The organism is Paraliobacillus ryukyuensis (genome assembly GCF_003315295.1).
GTDB classification, from domain to species: domain Bacteria; phylum Bacillota; class Bacilli; order Bacillales; family Amphibacillaceae; genus Paraliobacillus; species Paraliobacillus ryukyuensis.
Window position 1 is genome coordinate 192,745 of sequence record NZ_QNRI01000004.1, and the last position, 15,213, is coordinate 207,957.

18 protein-coding genes and 1 pseudogene are annotated in these 15,213 nt (G+C 36.9%); all 19 read left to right on the forward strand.

Annotation, left to right across the window (positions count from 1 at the left end; all coding sequences use genetic code 11):
* The first annotated feature begins 48 nt into the window (after window positions 1-48).
* Window positions 49-393, forward strand: a complete 345-nt coding sequence (locus DES48_RS08595; protein ID WP_113868523.1) for an HNH endonuclease — start codon at window positions 49-51, stop codon at window positions 391-393.
* 6 nt (window positions 394-399) lie between these two features.
* A complete protein-coding gene (locus DES48_RS15905; protein WP_170126189.1) occupies window positions 400-558 on the forward strand; it encodes a hypothetical protein in 159 nt (52 codons plus the stop codon).
* A 156-nt stretch (window positions 559-714) separates the two neighbouring features.
* Window positions 715-873, forward strand: a pseudogene (locus DES48_RS16505) (helix-turn-helix domain-containing protein); the annotation flags it as partial.
* Between the two features lie 27 nt (window positions 874-900).
* A complete protein-coding gene (locus DES48_RS16510) occupies window positions 901-1,230 on the forward strand; it encodes a hypothetical protein (RefSeq protein WP_245911347.1) in 330 nt (109 codons plus the stop codon).
* A gap of 3 nt (window positions 1,231-1,233) precedes the next feature.
* Entirely contained in the window at window positions 1,234-2,919 is a 1,686-nt protein-coding gene (locus tag DES48_RS08605; RefSeq protein WP_113868483.1) for a terminase large subunit domain-containing protein, read from the forward strand.
* Between the two features lie 18 nt (window positions 2,920-2,937).
* Window positions 2,938-4,080 (forward strand): phage portal protein, encoded by a 1,143-nt coding sequence (locus DES48_RS08610; protein ID WP_113868485.1) that lies wholly within the window; start codon window positions 2,938-2,940, stop codon window positions 4,078-4,080.
* Window positions 4,064-4,843: a head maturation protease, ClpP-related gene (locus DES48_RS08615; protein WP_113868487.1), complete on the forward strand. Its 780-nt coding sequence runs from the start codon at window positions 4,064-4,066 to the stop codon at window positions 4,841-4,843. Before DES48_RS08610 ends, DES48_RS08615 begins: the two co-directional genes overlap by 17 nt.
* A gap of 25 nt (window positions 4,844-4,868) precedes the next feature.
* Window positions 4,869-6,035 (forward strand): phage major capsid family protein, encoded by a 1,167-nt coding sequence (locus DES48_RS08620; RefSeq protein WP_113868489.1) that lies wholly within the window; start codon window positions 4,869-4,871, stop codon window positions 6,033-6,035.
* Window positions 6,036-6,052: 17 nt separating this feature from the next.
* Window positions 6,053-6,361 carry a phage gp6-like head-tail connector protein gene (locus DES48_RS08625; RefSeq protein WP_425451872.1) on the forward strand — a complete coding sequence of 103 codons (309 nt, stop codon included), beginning with the start codon at window positions 6,053-6,055 and terminating at the stop codon, window positions 6,359-6,361.
* On the forward strand, window positions 6,348-6,716 hold the full coding sequence (locus DES48_RS08630) for a phage head-tail adapter protein (protein ID WP_113868493.1): 369 nt from the start codon (window positions 6,348-6,350) through the stop codon (window positions 6,714-6,716). The genes DES48_RS08625 and DES48_RS08630 overlap by 14 nt, the downstream gene beginning before the upstream one ends.
* Window positions 6,713-7,105 carry a hypothetical protein gene (locus DES48_RS08635; RefSeq protein WP_113868495.1) on the forward strand — a complete coding sequence of 131 codons (393 nt, stop codon included), beginning with the start codon at window positions 6,713-6,715 and terminating at the stop codon, window positions 7,103-7,105. The genes DES48_RS08630 and DES48_RS08635 overlap by 4 nt, the downstream gene beginning before the upstream one ends.
* Window positions 7,105-7,488: a DUF3168 domain-containing protein gene (locus DES48_RS08640; RefSeq protein ID WP_113868497.1), complete on the forward strand. Its 384-nt coding sequence runs from the start codon at window positions 7,105-7,107 to the stop codon at window positions 7,486-7,488. The genes DES48_RS08635 and DES48_RS08640 overlap by 1 nt, the downstream gene beginning before the upstream one ends.
* An 11-nt stretch (window positions 7,489-7,499) precedes the next feature.
* A complete protein-coding gene (locus DES48_RS08645) occupies window positions 7,500-8,099 on the forward strand; it encodes a major tail protein (RefSeq protein ID WP_113868498.1) in 600 nt (199 codons plus the stop codon).
* 3 nt (window positions 8,100-8,102) lie between these two features.
* Window positions 8,103-8,456 (forward strand): hypothetical protein, encoded by a 354-nt coding sequence (locus tag DES48_RS08650; RefSeq protein ID WP_113868500.1) that lies wholly within the window; start codon window positions 8,103-8,105, stop codon window positions 8,454-8,456.
* Between the two features lie 39 nt (window positions 8,457-8,495).
* Window positions 8,496-8,858, forward strand: coding sequence for a phage tail assembly chaperone G (gene gpG, locus DES48_RS08655; RefSeq protein WP_113868503.1), 363 nt, complete (start codon window positions 8,496-8,498; stop codon window positions 8,856-8,858).
* A gap of 62 nt (window positions 8,859-8,920) precedes the next feature.
* Window positions 8,921-9,043, forward strand: coding sequence for a phage tail assembly chaperone GT (gpGT, locus tag DES48_RS16610; RefSeq protein WP_425451873.1), 123 nt, complete (start codon window positions 8,921-8,923; stop codon window positions 9,041-9,043).
* Window positions 9,044-9,061: 18 nt separating this feature from the next.
* Window positions 9,062-12,907 carry a phage tail tape measure protein gene (locus DES48_RS08660; protein WP_170126190.1) on the forward strand — a complete coding sequence of 1,282 codons (3,846 nt, stop codon included), beginning with the start codon at window positions 9,062-9,064 and terminating at the stop codon, window positions 12,905-12,907.
* Entirely contained in the window at window positions 12,900-14,342 is a 1,443-nt protein-coding gene (locus DES48_RS08665; RefSeq protein WP_113868508.1) for a distal tail protein Dit, read from the forward strand. Before DES48_RS08660 ends, DES48_RS08665 begins: the two co-directional genes overlap by 8 nt.
* A 17-nt stretch (window positions 14,343-14,359) precedes the next feature.
* On the forward strand, window positions 14,360-15,213 hold an 854-nt coding region (locus tag DES48_RS08670), incomplete at its 3' end, for a phage tail spike protein (RefSeq protein ID WP_211318482.1).

Consider the following 15,213-nt stretch of genomic DNA (forward strand, 5'->3'; position numbering starts at 1 on the left):
TTAGGGTGCTTTTTTTATATATGTATTTATGGGAATGTGGTGATATTGATTGCTGAATACAAAACCAAACAACAGAAGCGTAAGTTCTATGACAGTAAACCTTGGAAGCTATTACGTGAAGATATAAAAAAACGCGATAACTATGAGTGTCAGGAATGTAAACGTAATGGAGATGTATCTGTTGACACCAATGAGTATAGTGAATCTGCTAAACGTAAGAAGATCATGTTAGTAGTTGACCACATTAAAGAACTGGAAGACTATCCGGAGCTAGCGTTGGATCCTGATAACTTAGAAACTAAATGTGTTACCTGTCATAACAAAAAGCATGGAAGATATGTTGATTATTCTTTATGGAGAAAGAAACCTAAATGGGATGATGAATGGTGGTAGATTAACATGAAACCTTATATTAAGAAACAGATAATCAAACACGCGCTTCAACATTACATTCAAAGACCTGGTGCAGGCGCTAAGGATATCGCAAAAGAAAAAAGATTGCTAGAAGAGATTACGGTAGAAACAGAGAAATTGAAGGAGCGATACAGAATAAAATAGCCCCCCGCCTAAAAAGTTTCGCTATTTTAACCATCGGGGGCACCGGTGAAGGGGGATCAACTCTGCAGATGAATCAAAATATTTTACCCCCTCCCTCCCGGTAGGCCATACAGAAAGAAGGTGATTAATTTGGATAAACAAAAAGTTGGTTTTCGGATGCGAGAAAAACGAAAACAAAAAAGTTTAACGCAAGTTGAATTTGCAAAGCTTGCAGGGATTTCAACAAATTATTATGCAAGCCTGGAGCAAGGTAAAAATTCACCTAGTTTAGAGCTCTTGGCTAGAATTGCAGAAGCGTTGGGTGTATCTGTACTTTATTTATTAAACGATAGAATTGATGACATGGAGAGTCGTGTAGAGTCAGAAACTAAAAGATTGAAAAGTCTTTTTAAAAACATCCCTAAAAACCAACTGGATGTTGCGGAAGGATTAATCACTCAAGCTGCACGACTACGAATTTTATTAGATGATAACTGGAAAGACATCTTAGAAAATGGGGAGTATGAAAAGTTTTCGCAAAGTGAGAACCAGGTACCCTATGATCGCAAACGACCTATTGTTGAAAACTATGACAACCGAGATAAAACCTATCAGACGATCATTAAACAATTAACCGATCTATTGCCACAACCTAAAAATGATGGGAAATCGAAGTTATTAGGTCGTCGATAGCCTATGTTGCACAATAAGTATGTTGAAGATTATATAAAGAACTGGAAATGTGGCAAACTATTACTTAACAAAAAAAGAATACAGTTGATCTGTTTAATTGAAAAACACATATTACCACGGGATGAACTTTATTATTTTGATGAGGAACAAATCGAAAATTATATAGAGTTCAGTGAAACCTGGTATTTCGAATTAGATGAATGGGAGAAATTTATAACCCCATTCATTTTTTTGTTCCGTAAAGAAGATGATGAACCTGTATTTGATGAATTTGTCATTAACATGGGGCGCGGGGGTGGTAAGAATGGTTTCATCTCTACCCTTGCTAATTACTTCATCAGTCCTTTACACGGGATTGACTACTATGATGTTTCGATTGTTGCTAACTCTGAAAAGCAGGCAAAGAGAAGTTTCTTAGAGTGCTTTCGTGTCATTAACAAAAAAGGTAACGAGGACTTAGTACAAGAATTTGAAGCTTTCAAAAGTAGCATTACTGGTACAGATACGCAAAGTGTTTTCGAATATAAAACCAGTAATGCCAGCTCCCAAGATGGTGGGCGTGAAGGTGCGGTTATCTATGACGAGTATCACGAAATGGAAGATACGGACATTGTTGACGTATTTTCTGGTGGACTTGGTAAAGTTGATTGCGGTAGACAATTCTTTATTGGAACAAAAGGTTATGTTCGAGAAGGATTTTTCGATATTAAATATCGGGAATGCGAAGATGTTCTGAATGGCTTGGTTGAGTTTGGTGGTGTATTCCCATACATTTGTGAACTAGATGATTTAAACGAAATGGACAATCCGGAGAATTGGGCGAAAGCTAATCCCGCACTTCAAGAACCATTAAACAAACGAGGCAAACGATTATTTAACAAGGTTAAGAAGGAATACGATAAGTTAGCTTATAATCCTTCTGGTCGTGCAGCATTTGTTACCAAGCGTATGAATTTCATAGAAGATAACATGGAAAATTCAGTTGCTACCCGTGAAGAGTTAATGGCAACCAATAGACCATTCTTTGAACTTGATACAAAACCTATTGGATCATTAGACTTTGGTAGTGTTCGAGATTTTACTACTTGCGGACTTTTGTTTAAAAAAGCTGATGAATATGCATTCAAATCCTTTACGTTTGCTATTAAGCATTTCTGCGATGTGCATTATGGCTATTCGAATACCAATAATGATTTTGGCACCGAGAAAAAAGCGCCAATTAAGAAGTGGGAAAAAGATGGATTGATGAAGGTTGTTGATGAGCCATCCTTAAATCCAATGCACGTAGTTAATTGGTTTAAGGAAATGCGAGAGATATATGGTGTTGAGAAGATCATTGCTGATAATTATAAGTTAGATATATTGAGGCCTTTACTTGAAGCAGAAGGTTTTGAAGTGGAAGCTATAAGAAGACCTTCAAGCATTCATCCTTTACTTGCTCCTCGTGTAGAAGACGGATTTGCCAATCATAAATTTATTTTTGGAGATAATCCACTGATGCGGTGGTTCACTAACAACGTTTATGTAAAGGAAACACAAGCCGGAAAGCAGTTTTTAAAGAAAGAAGAAGTGAAGCGAAAAACAGACGGTTTCCAAGCATTTGTCCATGCTTTATATCGAGCCACTGAGCTAGATGATGCCGTAGACGTAGATAATTCGTTTGATGCACTCGAATCTTTGAATTTCTAAAGGAGGTGATTACAACAAGTGGGGTGGATAGATAAAATTTTAGGACGTAATAGTGAACTTGAGTCTATGTTTGATTTGGATTTTTTTGATGAAACGCACTACCGTGCTTATTTAAAACAAATGGCTTTAGAAACGTGCATCAGTTTTATCGGTAGATCAATGAGTCAATCTGATTTTAGGATTATGAAAGATGGGTCACGTCAAATTGACGACTGGCATTATTTATTAAATGTTCGACCTAACACAGATCAGACAGCTTCTGCATTTTGGCAAGATTTTATTTATCGACTGATTGACGAAAACGAAGTGCTGGCTATTTTGACAGATAATAATGACCTTCTAATTGCGGATGATTTTGAAAGAGTCGAATATGCTGTTTACCCTGATACTTTTCGTAACGTTACCGTAAAAGATTATACTTTTAACCGGACGTTTCAGATGGATAAAGTCATTTATCTTGAATATAACAATGAGAAACTTAAAAGATTTATGTCAGGTATGTTTGATGATTTTGGCAATTTGTATAGTCGCATGATTGAAATAAGTATGCGAAATCATCAAATTAGGGGAACTGTAGGGGTAGAAACAAACCAAGACTTATCGGAAGAGAATCGAAACAAGCTCCAGAAATTTATAGATAAACTTTTCACATCTTTTAGAAATAATACGGTTGCCTTGGTACCTAAGCTTAAAGGTTTTACGTACGATGAAGTAGCAAATGGTGATAGCAAAGGGCAGTCGGTAGAAGAAATTTCAAAGTTGAAGAGAACGCTAGTTGACAATGTAGCGAATATACTTGGCATTCCAACTGCTCTTGTGCACGGAGAATTAGCAGAATATGAAACAAGTATAAAAGCCTATATCAAATTTTGCATTGGTCCTCTTACAAAAAAACTATCTGATGAGCTGAACACAAAACTAATCGAAAAAGCAGATTATCTTACTGGTCAGAGAATAGAAGTGCGTGGGATTGCAGAGTTAAATCCACTCGAAGTAGCAGATGCTGTGGACAAGCTGATTGCCAGCATGGCATACACGCCAAATGAAATAAGGGTCAAATTGGGAGATGAGCCATCTACTGATCCAAGACTTGATGAGCACTACCAAACGAAAAATTATCAATCATCTGAAGGAGGTGATAATAATGCCGAAACGAATTAACGTAAAAGGTGCTATCGTATCTAGTGATATTGGATGGATTTATGAGCTATTTGATATTGAACACACTTCACCCAAATTGATTGCAGATCAGATTACAGATGCAAATGGTGAGGATTTAGAAGTTATAATAAACAGTGGAGGCGGTGAAGTTTATGCTGCATCTGAAATTTATACTGACTTAAAATCTTATGACGGAAACGTGGAAACAAGAATTGTTGGACTAGCTGCTTCAGCTGCAAGCGTTATTGCAATGGCGGGGGATAAGGTGATGATAGCGCCAACAGCAGAAATCATGATTCATAATGCTTCAATGATTTCTAGGGGAGACCACCGTGAAATGGGTAAAACAGCGCATATGCTACAAAACACTGATAAAACCATTGCTAATGCATACCGATTAAAAAGTGGGATGGAAGAAAAAGAACTGCTTGAATTAATGGGAGAAGAAACATGGCTCACACCTCAAGATGCCCTTGAGAAAGGCTTTGTTGATGAAATCATGTTTGATAATGAGATAAAGCTTTCTGCCAGTAATGGTGAAGCTAATTTAATACCGCAAGAAGTTATAGATGGTATTAGACAAGGCAAGTTAAACAAAGTACCAGGTAAAACTAAACAGGCAATCGATAAAGAAACAGTAAAACAAATGTTTGTAGATTTTAAGCAAGAAATCCTAAACGAATTAAAATTAAATAATAATCAATCAAATGAACCTAAGCCTTCTGCACCAACGCAGAATAAGCGAAAAGGGTTCATTTTTTAATTCAAAAATATTGGAGGAATATAGAATGACAATTAGATTAAAAGGGAAAATGGACAATTTTCAGGCTAAGAAAGAAGCCTATATGGAATTAGTAAAAGCGGATGAGCAAGACCAGGAGAAGGTCGCAACTGCCTGGGACGAAATGCAGACAGCTCTTGCTGAAGATTTAACAGAGAAAATTACTGCAGAGGTTCGAACGCAACAAATGGATGATCAAATTTTAGCTACTCGTGGACAAAATGTATTAACCACAGAAGAAAAGAAATTCTTCAATGAGGTCATCAGTTCTGAAGGATTTGAAGAAGATTCTATTCTACCTGTTACAACCCAAGAAAGAGTATTTGAAGATTTAGTTGAGTCTCATCCTTTATTGGATGCAATTGGGTTACAAGATTTAGGGGCGGTTACACGTTTTATTAAATCAGATCCAACGAAGGCTTATGCTTGGGGAAAATTATTCGGTGAAATTAAAGGGCAAATTAGTGCTGCATTTACTGAAGAAGAAATTGGTCACTTAAAACTTACGGCTTTTGCTGTCATTCCAAAAGATATGTTAGCACTTGGTCCAGTATGGGTTGAGCGTTATGTTCGTACAATTCTGGTGGAGTCTTATTCTGTTGGTATGGAATATGGTTTAGTTAGTGGACGCGGACCAGCTCAAAGTGAACCAATCGGACTGATGAAAGATGTTTCAGCTGAAGGTGCTGTTACTGACAAAACATCTTCCGGAACATTGACATTTTCGTCATCTGAAAAAGGAGAAGTAGTTGCTAAAGAATTAGGTGAGGTAATTGTCAATTTATCAAAAGATGAAAAAGGCAAGACTCGTAAAGTAGCCAATAAGATTGTGATGGTTGCTAATCCTATCGATAAAATCAAAATCGAAATTGGAAATACTATTCAAACACCGAATGGCCAGTGGGTATTAAACTTACCTTACAATATTAACCCAATAGAATCTGAGGAAGTTCCAGAAGGAAAAGTATTGTTTTTCGTTCAAGGCAAATATCTCGCTGCTATAGCAGGGGGTTACAAAACAAATAAGTTTGATGAAACATTAGCTATCGAAGATGCGCGTTTATATACCATTAAACAATTTGCAAACGGTAAACCAGATGATAATAAAACAGCGGTAGTTTATGATCTCAATATTGAATTCAATAATGCTGTTACCGAACCAGAAGGAGCCTAAGCAGGGAGGTGATGTGGTTGAGCATCACACCAGAATTAATACAAACGTTTAAAGAACGCATGCACATATCACATAGCGGAGAGGATGACAATCTCACAAGGTTGTTGTCCTTTTCTGTTGCTTTTGTAGAAAGTACATGTGGATCTTTTGATTTAACAGGAGAAACGAACTTGGATATTAGAGCAAAAGAATTAGTACTAGAACGTACCAGGTACGCTTACAATGATGCGGTTGAATATTTTGATGACAATTTCCAAAGTGATATTTTGGGTCTGGGTTTAGATATGCTCTTTTATAAAGAAGGTGAAACCGATGAGGGAGTTTAAGTATAAACCGCCTAGAGTACACAGTGGTCAGCTGAGAACACCTACTATATTCTATGAATATGAACCGAATCAAGGTCCTGAACCAGGTGAGCAAGAGAAGAATGTTTTATATGAATGCATGGCCAAGATTGATGAGGTGTGGTTAAAAGATGTCGAACTAGCCAAGTCAAATGGCACGTTATCAGACATCACGATTGTCATTCGAGATCCGTTACAGGATTATATACCGACAGATAAGCATTATATTTCGATCGATCATCCACAGTACAAGAATAATCGGTACAACGTGAAACACGTTCAGCCAGATCCACAGAACAATCGTTTTATTAATGTGATAGCGGAGTTGGTAACGTGAGTGTGAAAATAAAGGGACTAAAAAAACTACAAAATGAACTTGAGAAAAAACTTGGACAACAAGCCATGCAGCGTATTAGTGATAAAGCATTACTAGATGCTGCCAATGAATTCGTGAAAGTTTTAAAACAAGAGTTCGAGAGTTTTAAAGACACGGGTGCAAGTATTAATGAAATTACTATTACGGGTCCTGTTTGGGAGAATGATATAAGGACAATGAAAATACACTGGCGTGGTCCTGAGGGTCGTTACCGTATTATTCATCTAAACGAATGGGGAACCATCAACAATCCTAATCCGGCTGGTAAAGGTGCTATTGCTAGAGCGTTAAAAAATAGTGAAAAAGCTTATCGAAATGCGGTCAAGAAAGCATTGAAAGGGGCTTTGTGATGGATATATTAGACATGGTTTATGATGCTTTAATTGCTGAGACCTATATTAAAGATAATGCTGAAGGACGTATTAAATTTTATGAATATCCAGAGACAGGTGATGTATCTGGTGTTTTTGTCGTAATTGATCCAGTAGATCCACCGACACCAATTGATTTTGCAGATAACAAGTGGACAAAACTAGATTACTACTTGCAGATTGATGTATGGAGCCGTGATCTAAAATTAACTGATTCAATCGCTGATAAGATTCGCGATGTGATTTGGAATCAATTTGGCTTTAGACAAACAGCAGGTCCAAAAGAATATGATCAAGGTGTTTTCCGCGATGCTAGAAGATATCGTGGTTCTTTGTATATAGAAGATTTTAATAATTTATAGGAGTGATAAGAATGGCAGAAGAAAAGAATTATAGAGCTTCTACTGGAGTAGATGAATTTTATTATGGAGTAGTTGATGACGCAATAACAGCTGATGCAATTGATCGTGTAAAGTTTTTGCAAACCATCACGGTTGAAATGCCACAAGAGCCAGTTCGGGCTTATGGTGATAATAAAACAGCAGAAATTGCTGTGTCATCTGGAAATGTATCTGTTACTGCAGGTTTTCATAAGATTCCTATTCAGGATAAGGAAACTTTACTTGGCTGGGAAACCGTAGAAGGTATTACAGCAACAGGGAGTATGGATAATCCACCATATGTTGCCGTTATCTTCGCTAGAACGTATGAAGATGGTTCAACAGAATATGTTGGACTTCCGAAAGGAATGTTCACACGACCACAAGTAACCGGTAATACAAAAGGTGAAAATACGGAATTTTCTAGTGAAGAAATTTCTGCACAATTTATGGATCGTGAAGTGACAGGGTTTGAAGAAGAAAAATCGGTATTATTTGCTGTAGATCCTAAAGGTGAAACAACCAATCGAGATGCTTTATTTCAGAAGATTTTCGGACAAGCGCATCCTGAAGCGGAACCGGAGGGAGCATAAATCATGAGTAAAAAAATGACTATCGATGAAATCAAATCACAATTAGATGAAAAAGAGATCGAGTATAAAAGCAGTATGAATCGTGATGAGCTGCTGGACTTATTAACCAGTGATACAGAAGATGAGCCTCAGCAAGAAGAAACTGCCGCAGAAAACGAAGAAAATGAACAACCAAAAGAACCAAAACAGTATGTTGTCATTCATGATTTTAAAGATCTCAAAGACAGAGATATTATCTATGTAAAAGATGATGTATATCCAAAAAGAGTTGATTCTGAAATTAGTGAAGAGAGATTCCAAGAATTAATGTCAGATCAAAATAAAATAGGAAAACCATTAATTAAAGAGCAGGATTAAATTCTTGCTCTTTTTATTTTAGGAGAGGGGAATATTATTATGGCCAATTTAAAACGGAATATGCTAGAACTGGTGAAAAATCCTGAAGGTGTACTAAAAGGTGATGAACCAGAAATTGAAAAAATATGGACACCAGCATTTATTCCGTTGCGCGTAGCGCGTAACGCTATCGAAGTATGGCATGACGTAGAAACAAATAAAAAGCTTTCTGAAGTGGACAAGTTTGATCGAATTGCTGAGTTTGTAGCAAACGAAGTCTTTGCAGGAAAGATCACGACAGAAGATATTTATAATCGTTTGCATGCGCCAGGTGGCCAAGATGTTGTCAAACAACAATTGATATTTGTAGCGCAGGGTCAACAAAGTGATGAAACAAAAAACTTCCTGGCGAAGAAAGATTAGAGGATGAGGATTTTTCAATCGCCAAGCAAGCAGAATACTTAGACAAACTCGTCCTTAAATTAATGAACAACGGTAAAGATATCAACGAGATACTAGAAATGCCTATCCATTATGTTGTACAGCTGATACAAGACAAGAACAAACCGAAAGAAGAAACATCTTTAATAGCTGCCTTTGGTGGTTAAGGAAAGGAGGTAATGTGTATGCCTGAAAGAATTGAAGGGTTGTCCATTGAACTGGATTTAGATTCGATGAAAGTCAATTCTGGATTGAAAGACTTAAAATCACAGTTAACCGTGGTTAATAGTGAAATGAAAGCCAATATGTCTGCCTTTGATCGTAGTGATAAATCAATTGAAAAATATGAAACACGGTTACGTGGCTTAAATCGAAAACTAGAAGTTCAGCAATCTGTTACTGATAGTGCTCGTAAAACGTATGAAAAAATGGTCAAAGAGTATGGAGAAGGGTCTAAAGAAGCGCAAAAGGCAGCAAAAGAATACAACAATCAAGTTGCTTCTTTAAATAACCTTAGCCGTTATGTAGGTCGTGTGGAAAATGATCTTGCAAAGCTAAAAGAAGAGCAACGTATTTCTAATAGTAATTGGACAAAGATGGGTAACCATTTAGACAAAGTTGGAAATAAGGTGAAAACCTTTGGTGATAAAACCTCCATTGTTGGTAATACAATGTCTACTACCGTCACACCTGCCATCTTAGGTCTAGGAGCTGCTGCAGGAGTTGTTGCAGGAAGTTATGAAGATTCTGCTGTACGAATTCAAAACACTTTAGGTCTAACTGCTGAAGAAACCAAAGAATTAACGAATATCTCGCGCAACATATATAACAACGGTTTTGGAGAGAGTGCCGATCAAATTGATCAAGCTTTACTACAGGTGAAGCAAAACATACGTAATGTAAACAATGAAGATCTAGAACGTATTACAGAAAAAGCCTTTCTTCTTGCAGACACCTTTGAATCAGATGTCAATGAGGTCACGAGAGCTGGAAACAATGTGATGAAAGGGTTCGGTATTGAGGCAGACGAAGCTTTTGATTTGATGGCTAGAGGAGCACAAAAAGGTCTTAACTTTAGCAATGAGATGTTTGACAACTTAAGCGAATATTCCACCTTATTTGCTAGTATGGGGTACTCAGCTGAAGAGTATTTTGAGTTACTACAAAAAGGTACCGATGCAGGTGTTTATAATCTAGATTACATTAACGACGTAATGAAAGAATTCCAAATTCGTATAAAAGATGGTAGCGCAACGACATCCGATGCCATAGGTAAACTCTCTGATGCGACACAGGAAGTATGGGAACAGTACGAAGACGGTGAAAAAACGGTCAAAGATGTATCCAATGCTGTGTTGAAAGAACTAGAGGGCATGGACGATCAAGTAGAAGCGAATCAAGTAGGCGTTGATTTGTACGGTACCAAGTGGGAAGATCTCGAATCAACAGCTATGTATTCTATGGGCGAAATAGGCGAAGGTATTGAAGGTGTCGATGGCACCATGGAAGATATGACAAAAAATGCCGAGCAATCTATTTCTAAACAATGGGCTTCTACTTGGCGAGAAGCTAAAGAGGTATTATTACCAGTTGGAGAAACACTTCTCGATTTTACGAGAGATGTATTACCAGATGTGAAAGATGGTATTGAAGATGTAACCGATTGGTTTGAAGAATTAGACGAAGAAGGTAAGAAAAACATTGTCATGTTAGGCGGGATTGCAGCGGCAGCTGGTCCTGTTTTATCCGTTGTTGGCGGATTAAGTTCTGGTATAGGCGGTTTAATGAAAGTTACAGGCGGTCTATTTAAAGGTCTAGGTAAAGTAGGCGGTAAAGGATTACTTGGTCGTATAGGAGCAATGGCTTTAGGAACAGGGCCAGTAGGTTTGGCTGTTGCAGGTGTTGGTGCTTTGGGTGTCGGTTTATATACTTTGACTAAAAGAAACAATGAAACTGAAGAAGCGACATTAGAAGTGGCGAAGTCTTTAAATGATCAAGCTTTGGAATTAGAAAATAGCGCCGAAACCTTTGATAGGCTCTCAGAAAAAGCAAAAATAAGTAACGAAGAATTAGCTAGATTAAATGACTTAAATATCAGGATATCAGAATCTAGTAATCCGGGCGAAATTGAACAACTTCAAAAACAATATAATAATCTAGCTAAAGAAAGTGGACTTTCAAAAGATGAGTTAAATGAACTGTTTGAAGCAAATAAGAAAATTATTGATCAAACACCTGATGTGAAGACCAATGTTTCAAAACAAGGTAATGCATTTGCTAAAAACACGGAGGAAGTAAATGAATATATTTCTTCTATGTACGAAGCTACTCGAATTGAGTTGGAAGGTGAAAGATTAAAGAATCTTGAAAAAGAAAAAGAAACAAGGAAAGAGATTAATAAGCTTAATAAAGAGCATGAACAATACCAGGACAGGATTACTCAACTTGTAAAAGCTAAAGAAATGTCAGAGGAAGCAAGAGGAGAAAGAATTCGTGAAATTGCAAACATAATAGATACAGAAACTTTATCTACGGAAGAACAAATTAAATTAACAAACGAAAAAAACGATTTAATAGATATTCAAAACGGAAAATATAGTGAAATTTATGATACTCTCACAAATAGCACAAAAGAGACGCGTGAAAAAATAGCAAATGAAAAAGAAAGTCTAGAAAAGATAAAAGCATTTGATGCTGAATATCAAAACATTATCTTAAAGCAAATAGGTATCAATGAAGAGGGACAGAAAGGACTTGAACAATTAGATCAATCCATAGCTAAGAATAATGAAGAGATAGCAAAATTAGAAGAAAAAAGACAAAAGAATGGTCAGCTCAATGAAGAAGAACAAGATCGTTTAAATAAATTGATTGAAAGTAACAACGAAAGAGAAAAGACCAAGCTTTATATTTTTGAAGAACTAGGTCTATACAACAATATTAATTCTTTGCTTGATAACAAACTTAGTAAACTATCACAAGAAGAACAACAACGAATAGATAATTTAGCCAAGACTTCAGAGATTAAAGTTGAAGAAGGAAACATCATTGGCCAGATACAGACGAAAAATGGTGAGCTTGCTAAAACAAGAGAAGAACTTATCAAAAACCTTGAAAAAGAAGGTGCGACAACAAGTGAGATTAATAACCAGGTAGGCGAGCTAGATAGTAAGCTTATTCGTAACGATCAAGTCTTAGAAGATGTCTTACGCGAAGCAGGGTTATGGGATCAAGTGAAAGATCAAATTAATATGGGTAGCGATGCCATTGCCGGTCAAGGTTATGGCATAGATGACAACAACAATAAGGTTAAAAATGTACAACAAAATGGCTTGTTGCTTAATGATATTTTAAGCCAAGATGTTAATAAAAACGTTGATGTAGATGATAACGGAACAGCTGATAAACTTAACGATGAAGTAACGAAAAGAGAAAACAAAAACGTTGATGTTAGTTTAGCTAGACGTAATAATATTTGGGATTTAATACCGAGCAGTGTAAATGTGGGTGTTAATTTAATTGGTGGAGCCTTAGGATTTGCAAAAGGCACTGACTCTCATCCTGGTGGTGTCTCTTGGTTAGGTGAAGAAGGTCCAGAATTAGTGAAGCATAACAACAATTGGGCGATGGCTGGATTTGGTTTGTATGACGTTCCAAAAGGTACACAAGTGTTCACGCACAAAGAAACTACAAACATGATTAGTTCTATTCCTGGTTATGCTTCTGGAATTAGTCCAACTGGTGAGGCGGATAAGATTGTTCAAACATTAAAAAACAATCCGTTTAATAAGCTATTAGCTTTACTAGGTAAACAAACTACATCACCAAGTCAATCTACTAGATCAACCTCAGTTGTTGATTATACAAAAGAACTATTAAATGCAACGTTGGAACAGAACAAAATACTAGTTCAATTATTAAGTAAAGATACTAATATGTATTTAGATAGTAATGTACTAGGTGAAAGCCTTGAACCTGTTGTGACAGAAATCCAAACTAGAAATGAGAGGGTGAGAAACGAATTTGCCTAAATACGAATCGTTAACGTTTAACGGGATCAGAAAAGAATGGTTATATATTGAACGTGGTCGAAGCAAACCTCCTTTTGCTGCTAGAAAAAGAAATTTATTAACCATGCCAGGTTATCATGGTGCTCGGTTAGAAAGTACTGAGATTGATTCTCTTGTCATTCATCAACCTATCGGTTTTCGTATTATCGATGATGATGATGCATTAGCCAAAAAAGATGAATTAGCAGCATGGCTTTTGACTGATGAACCTGTTCCATTAGAATTTGATGATGAACCAGGGCGCATTTATTATGCAGTTGTTGAAAATACAATAGATGACTTTGAAAAGATATCCGTATTAAGAAGTGGAACCATCACCTTTGTCTGTCCAGATCCATATGCTTTTGGTGAAGAAATTGTTGAGGGACTAACAGGTCAAGGGACAATTATCGATGTCCAAGGTACCGCAGAAGCGCAACCGGTGTTTGAATTAGAAGTATTAGCACCTATTACATTTGCGATGGTGTCTAACGGACGAGAGTTCATGTTAATCGGGCAACCAACAGATGTTACGACAACACCAGTAAACAAAGAAGAAAAAATTTTTCATCATGATATGGAAGCTATGCTTGGTTGGGTAGATACAGATGTGATAGGTGAGGGCTATATAAAAGGCTCATTCGGCGTTACTAATTATGGATTCTATCCTGTTTTTTTAGATCCAAATGCAGGCGCTTATGAATGGTACGGTCCTGCAAAAAAACATAGCTTATCAGAACCTGTTCAAGATTTTTTAGCTGATATGGGCTTTCGTTTTTATGCGGAATCACGAGGTGGTTCGGTAGGTCGGATTGAAATGTACGGTTTAGACGATCTGAATAATATTGTTTTCCGTGCTTGGATTGAAGATAAATGGTATGGCTATGATCACTTTGGTATTTGCTTAGAAATTGGAAACGGGGAGCGAACAGAATATTTAACCTTGCCAAAAAACTTAGAAGATATTTACGGAAGAATGAAAGTGAAGCGTGAAGGTAACAACTGGACACTTATCATGCAACAATTGCAAGATGGTTCTGGCCGTGTCGTTGTTCGTGAATGGACAAGAACCTTAGAATCCGATCAAGTGCTTCAAGAGGTATCTCAAATTCAATTAGCTTTTCAAAAGTTTTATGATACGAACGAAGAAGATATGGAAGTATTGCTCATGCGCTGTTTTAAATTAAATGATGTGGAAGGTATACCGTATATTGCGCAAGCTGGCGATATGATCACGTTTGATCATCGAGATAATCAAAATTACGATCCAGAAATACGTATTAATGGCGAACTACGCAATGATCTAAAAGACTTTGGTGCAACGCCATTTACCTTAGAGTCAGGACAAAACACATTGGCATTATTGCCAGATGGAGCGATAGAAGGTTATGTGCGCTATCGACCAACGTATAAGTAGAATGGAGGTGAGAATCGTTGCAATCTTTAATTCATATCACAGATAAACAGACTGGATTAGTTGCTGATTACATCTCCGAGAAAAACTATTGGAACGATGTACGAACGATTGAGTTACAAAACAATCGTGATACGTTTGATTTTACGACTTTTTCTGATAAATCATTTTCTAAGTATATTGATGATCAAAACCGTATTGTTGTACCTGATCGAAAAGTAGGTTACGCCGAATTTATTATTGATGAGCATAAACAGGCGCTTAATCAAAATGGTAGTCACCATATTAACGTATGGTCAACGGCTAGTTATTTACGATTAAAAAAAACCAAAATAATCAGCCCTAAAACAACCGGTACTGATACAGCTGCTAAACATGTAACAGATACATTAGTCGATACTGGATGGCAGCGCGGCAAGATTGCGCATACAGGATTGCGAACGTTTGTGATTGAAGAGCACACGAATCCATATGCATTTTTGAAACGAATAGCAAGTGAATTTAATTTAGAATTACAGTTCCGCATCGCAATAGAAAATGGTGAAATTGTTCGCTATGTTGATATGCTTGAGCGTGTGGGGCGTTGGCGAGGTTTTGAAGCTACATTTGGCCATAATCTGTTAGGTATAGAACGAAAAAGTAAATCAAGTGGAGTAGTCACTGCATTGTTAGGTGTTAGTCCTGCAGATGCAGACGGGAATGTAAAAACGTCTTTAAAATATGATTATCAAGCTTTGCAAAGATGGGGTGTGAAGGATAGTAACGGTCAATTAAAACACTTATATGCTGTCTACTATCCGCAATCAACCGATCAAGAAATGACGCAAGAACGCTTAGACACATTAACAGAAAATGAATTAGAGAAACGCGTTAA

Bases quoted from the DNA above. Each gene is read 5' to 3' on its own strand.
- DES48_RS08650 (WP_113868500.1), top strand. From the start codon at position 8,103: ATGAGTAAAAAAATGACTATCGATGAAATCAAATCACAATTAGATGAA.
- DES48_RS15905 (WP_170126189.1), top strand. From the start codon at position 400: ATGAAACCTTATATTAAGAAACAGATAATCAAACACGCGCTTCAACAT.
- DES48_RS08660 (WP_170126190.1), top strand. From the start codon at position 9,062: ATGCCTGAAAGAATTGAAGGGTTGTCCATTGAACTGGATTTAGATTCG.
- gpG (WP_113868503.1), top strand. From the start codon at position 8,496: ATGGCCAATTTAAAACGGAATATGCTAGAACTGGTGAAAAATCCTGAA.
- DES48_RS08645 (WP_113868498.1), top strand. From the start codon at position 7,500: ATGGCAGAAGAAAAGAATTATAGAGCTTCTACTGGAGTAGATGAATTT.
- gpGT (WP_425451873.1), top strand. From the start codon at position 8,921: ATGAACAACGGTAAAGATATCAACGAGATACTAGAAATGCCTATCCAT.
- DES48_RS16510 (WP_245911347.1), top strand. From the start codon at position 901: ATGGAGAGTCGTGTAGAGTCAGAAACTAAAAGATTGAAAAGTCTTTTT.
- DES48_RS08640 (WP_113868497.1), top strand. From the start codon at position 7,105: ATGGATATATTAGACATGGTTTATGATGCTTTAATTGCTGAGACCTAT.
- DES48_RS08630 (WP_113868493.1), top strand. From the start codon at position 6,348: ATGAGGGAGTTTAAGTATAAACCGCCTAGAGTACACAGTGGTCAGCTG.
- DES48_RS08620 (WP_113868489.1), top strand. From the start codon at position 4,869: ATGACAATTAGATTAAAAGGGAAAATGGACAATTTTCAGGCTAAGAAA.
- DES48_RS08615 (WP_113868487.1), top strand. From the start codon at position 4,064: ATGCCGAAACGAATTAACGTAAAAGGTGCTATCGTATCTAGTGATATT.
- DES48_RS08605 (WP_113868483.1), top strand. From the start codon at position 1,234: ATGTTGCACAATAAGTATGTTGAAGATTATATAAAGAACTGGAAATGT.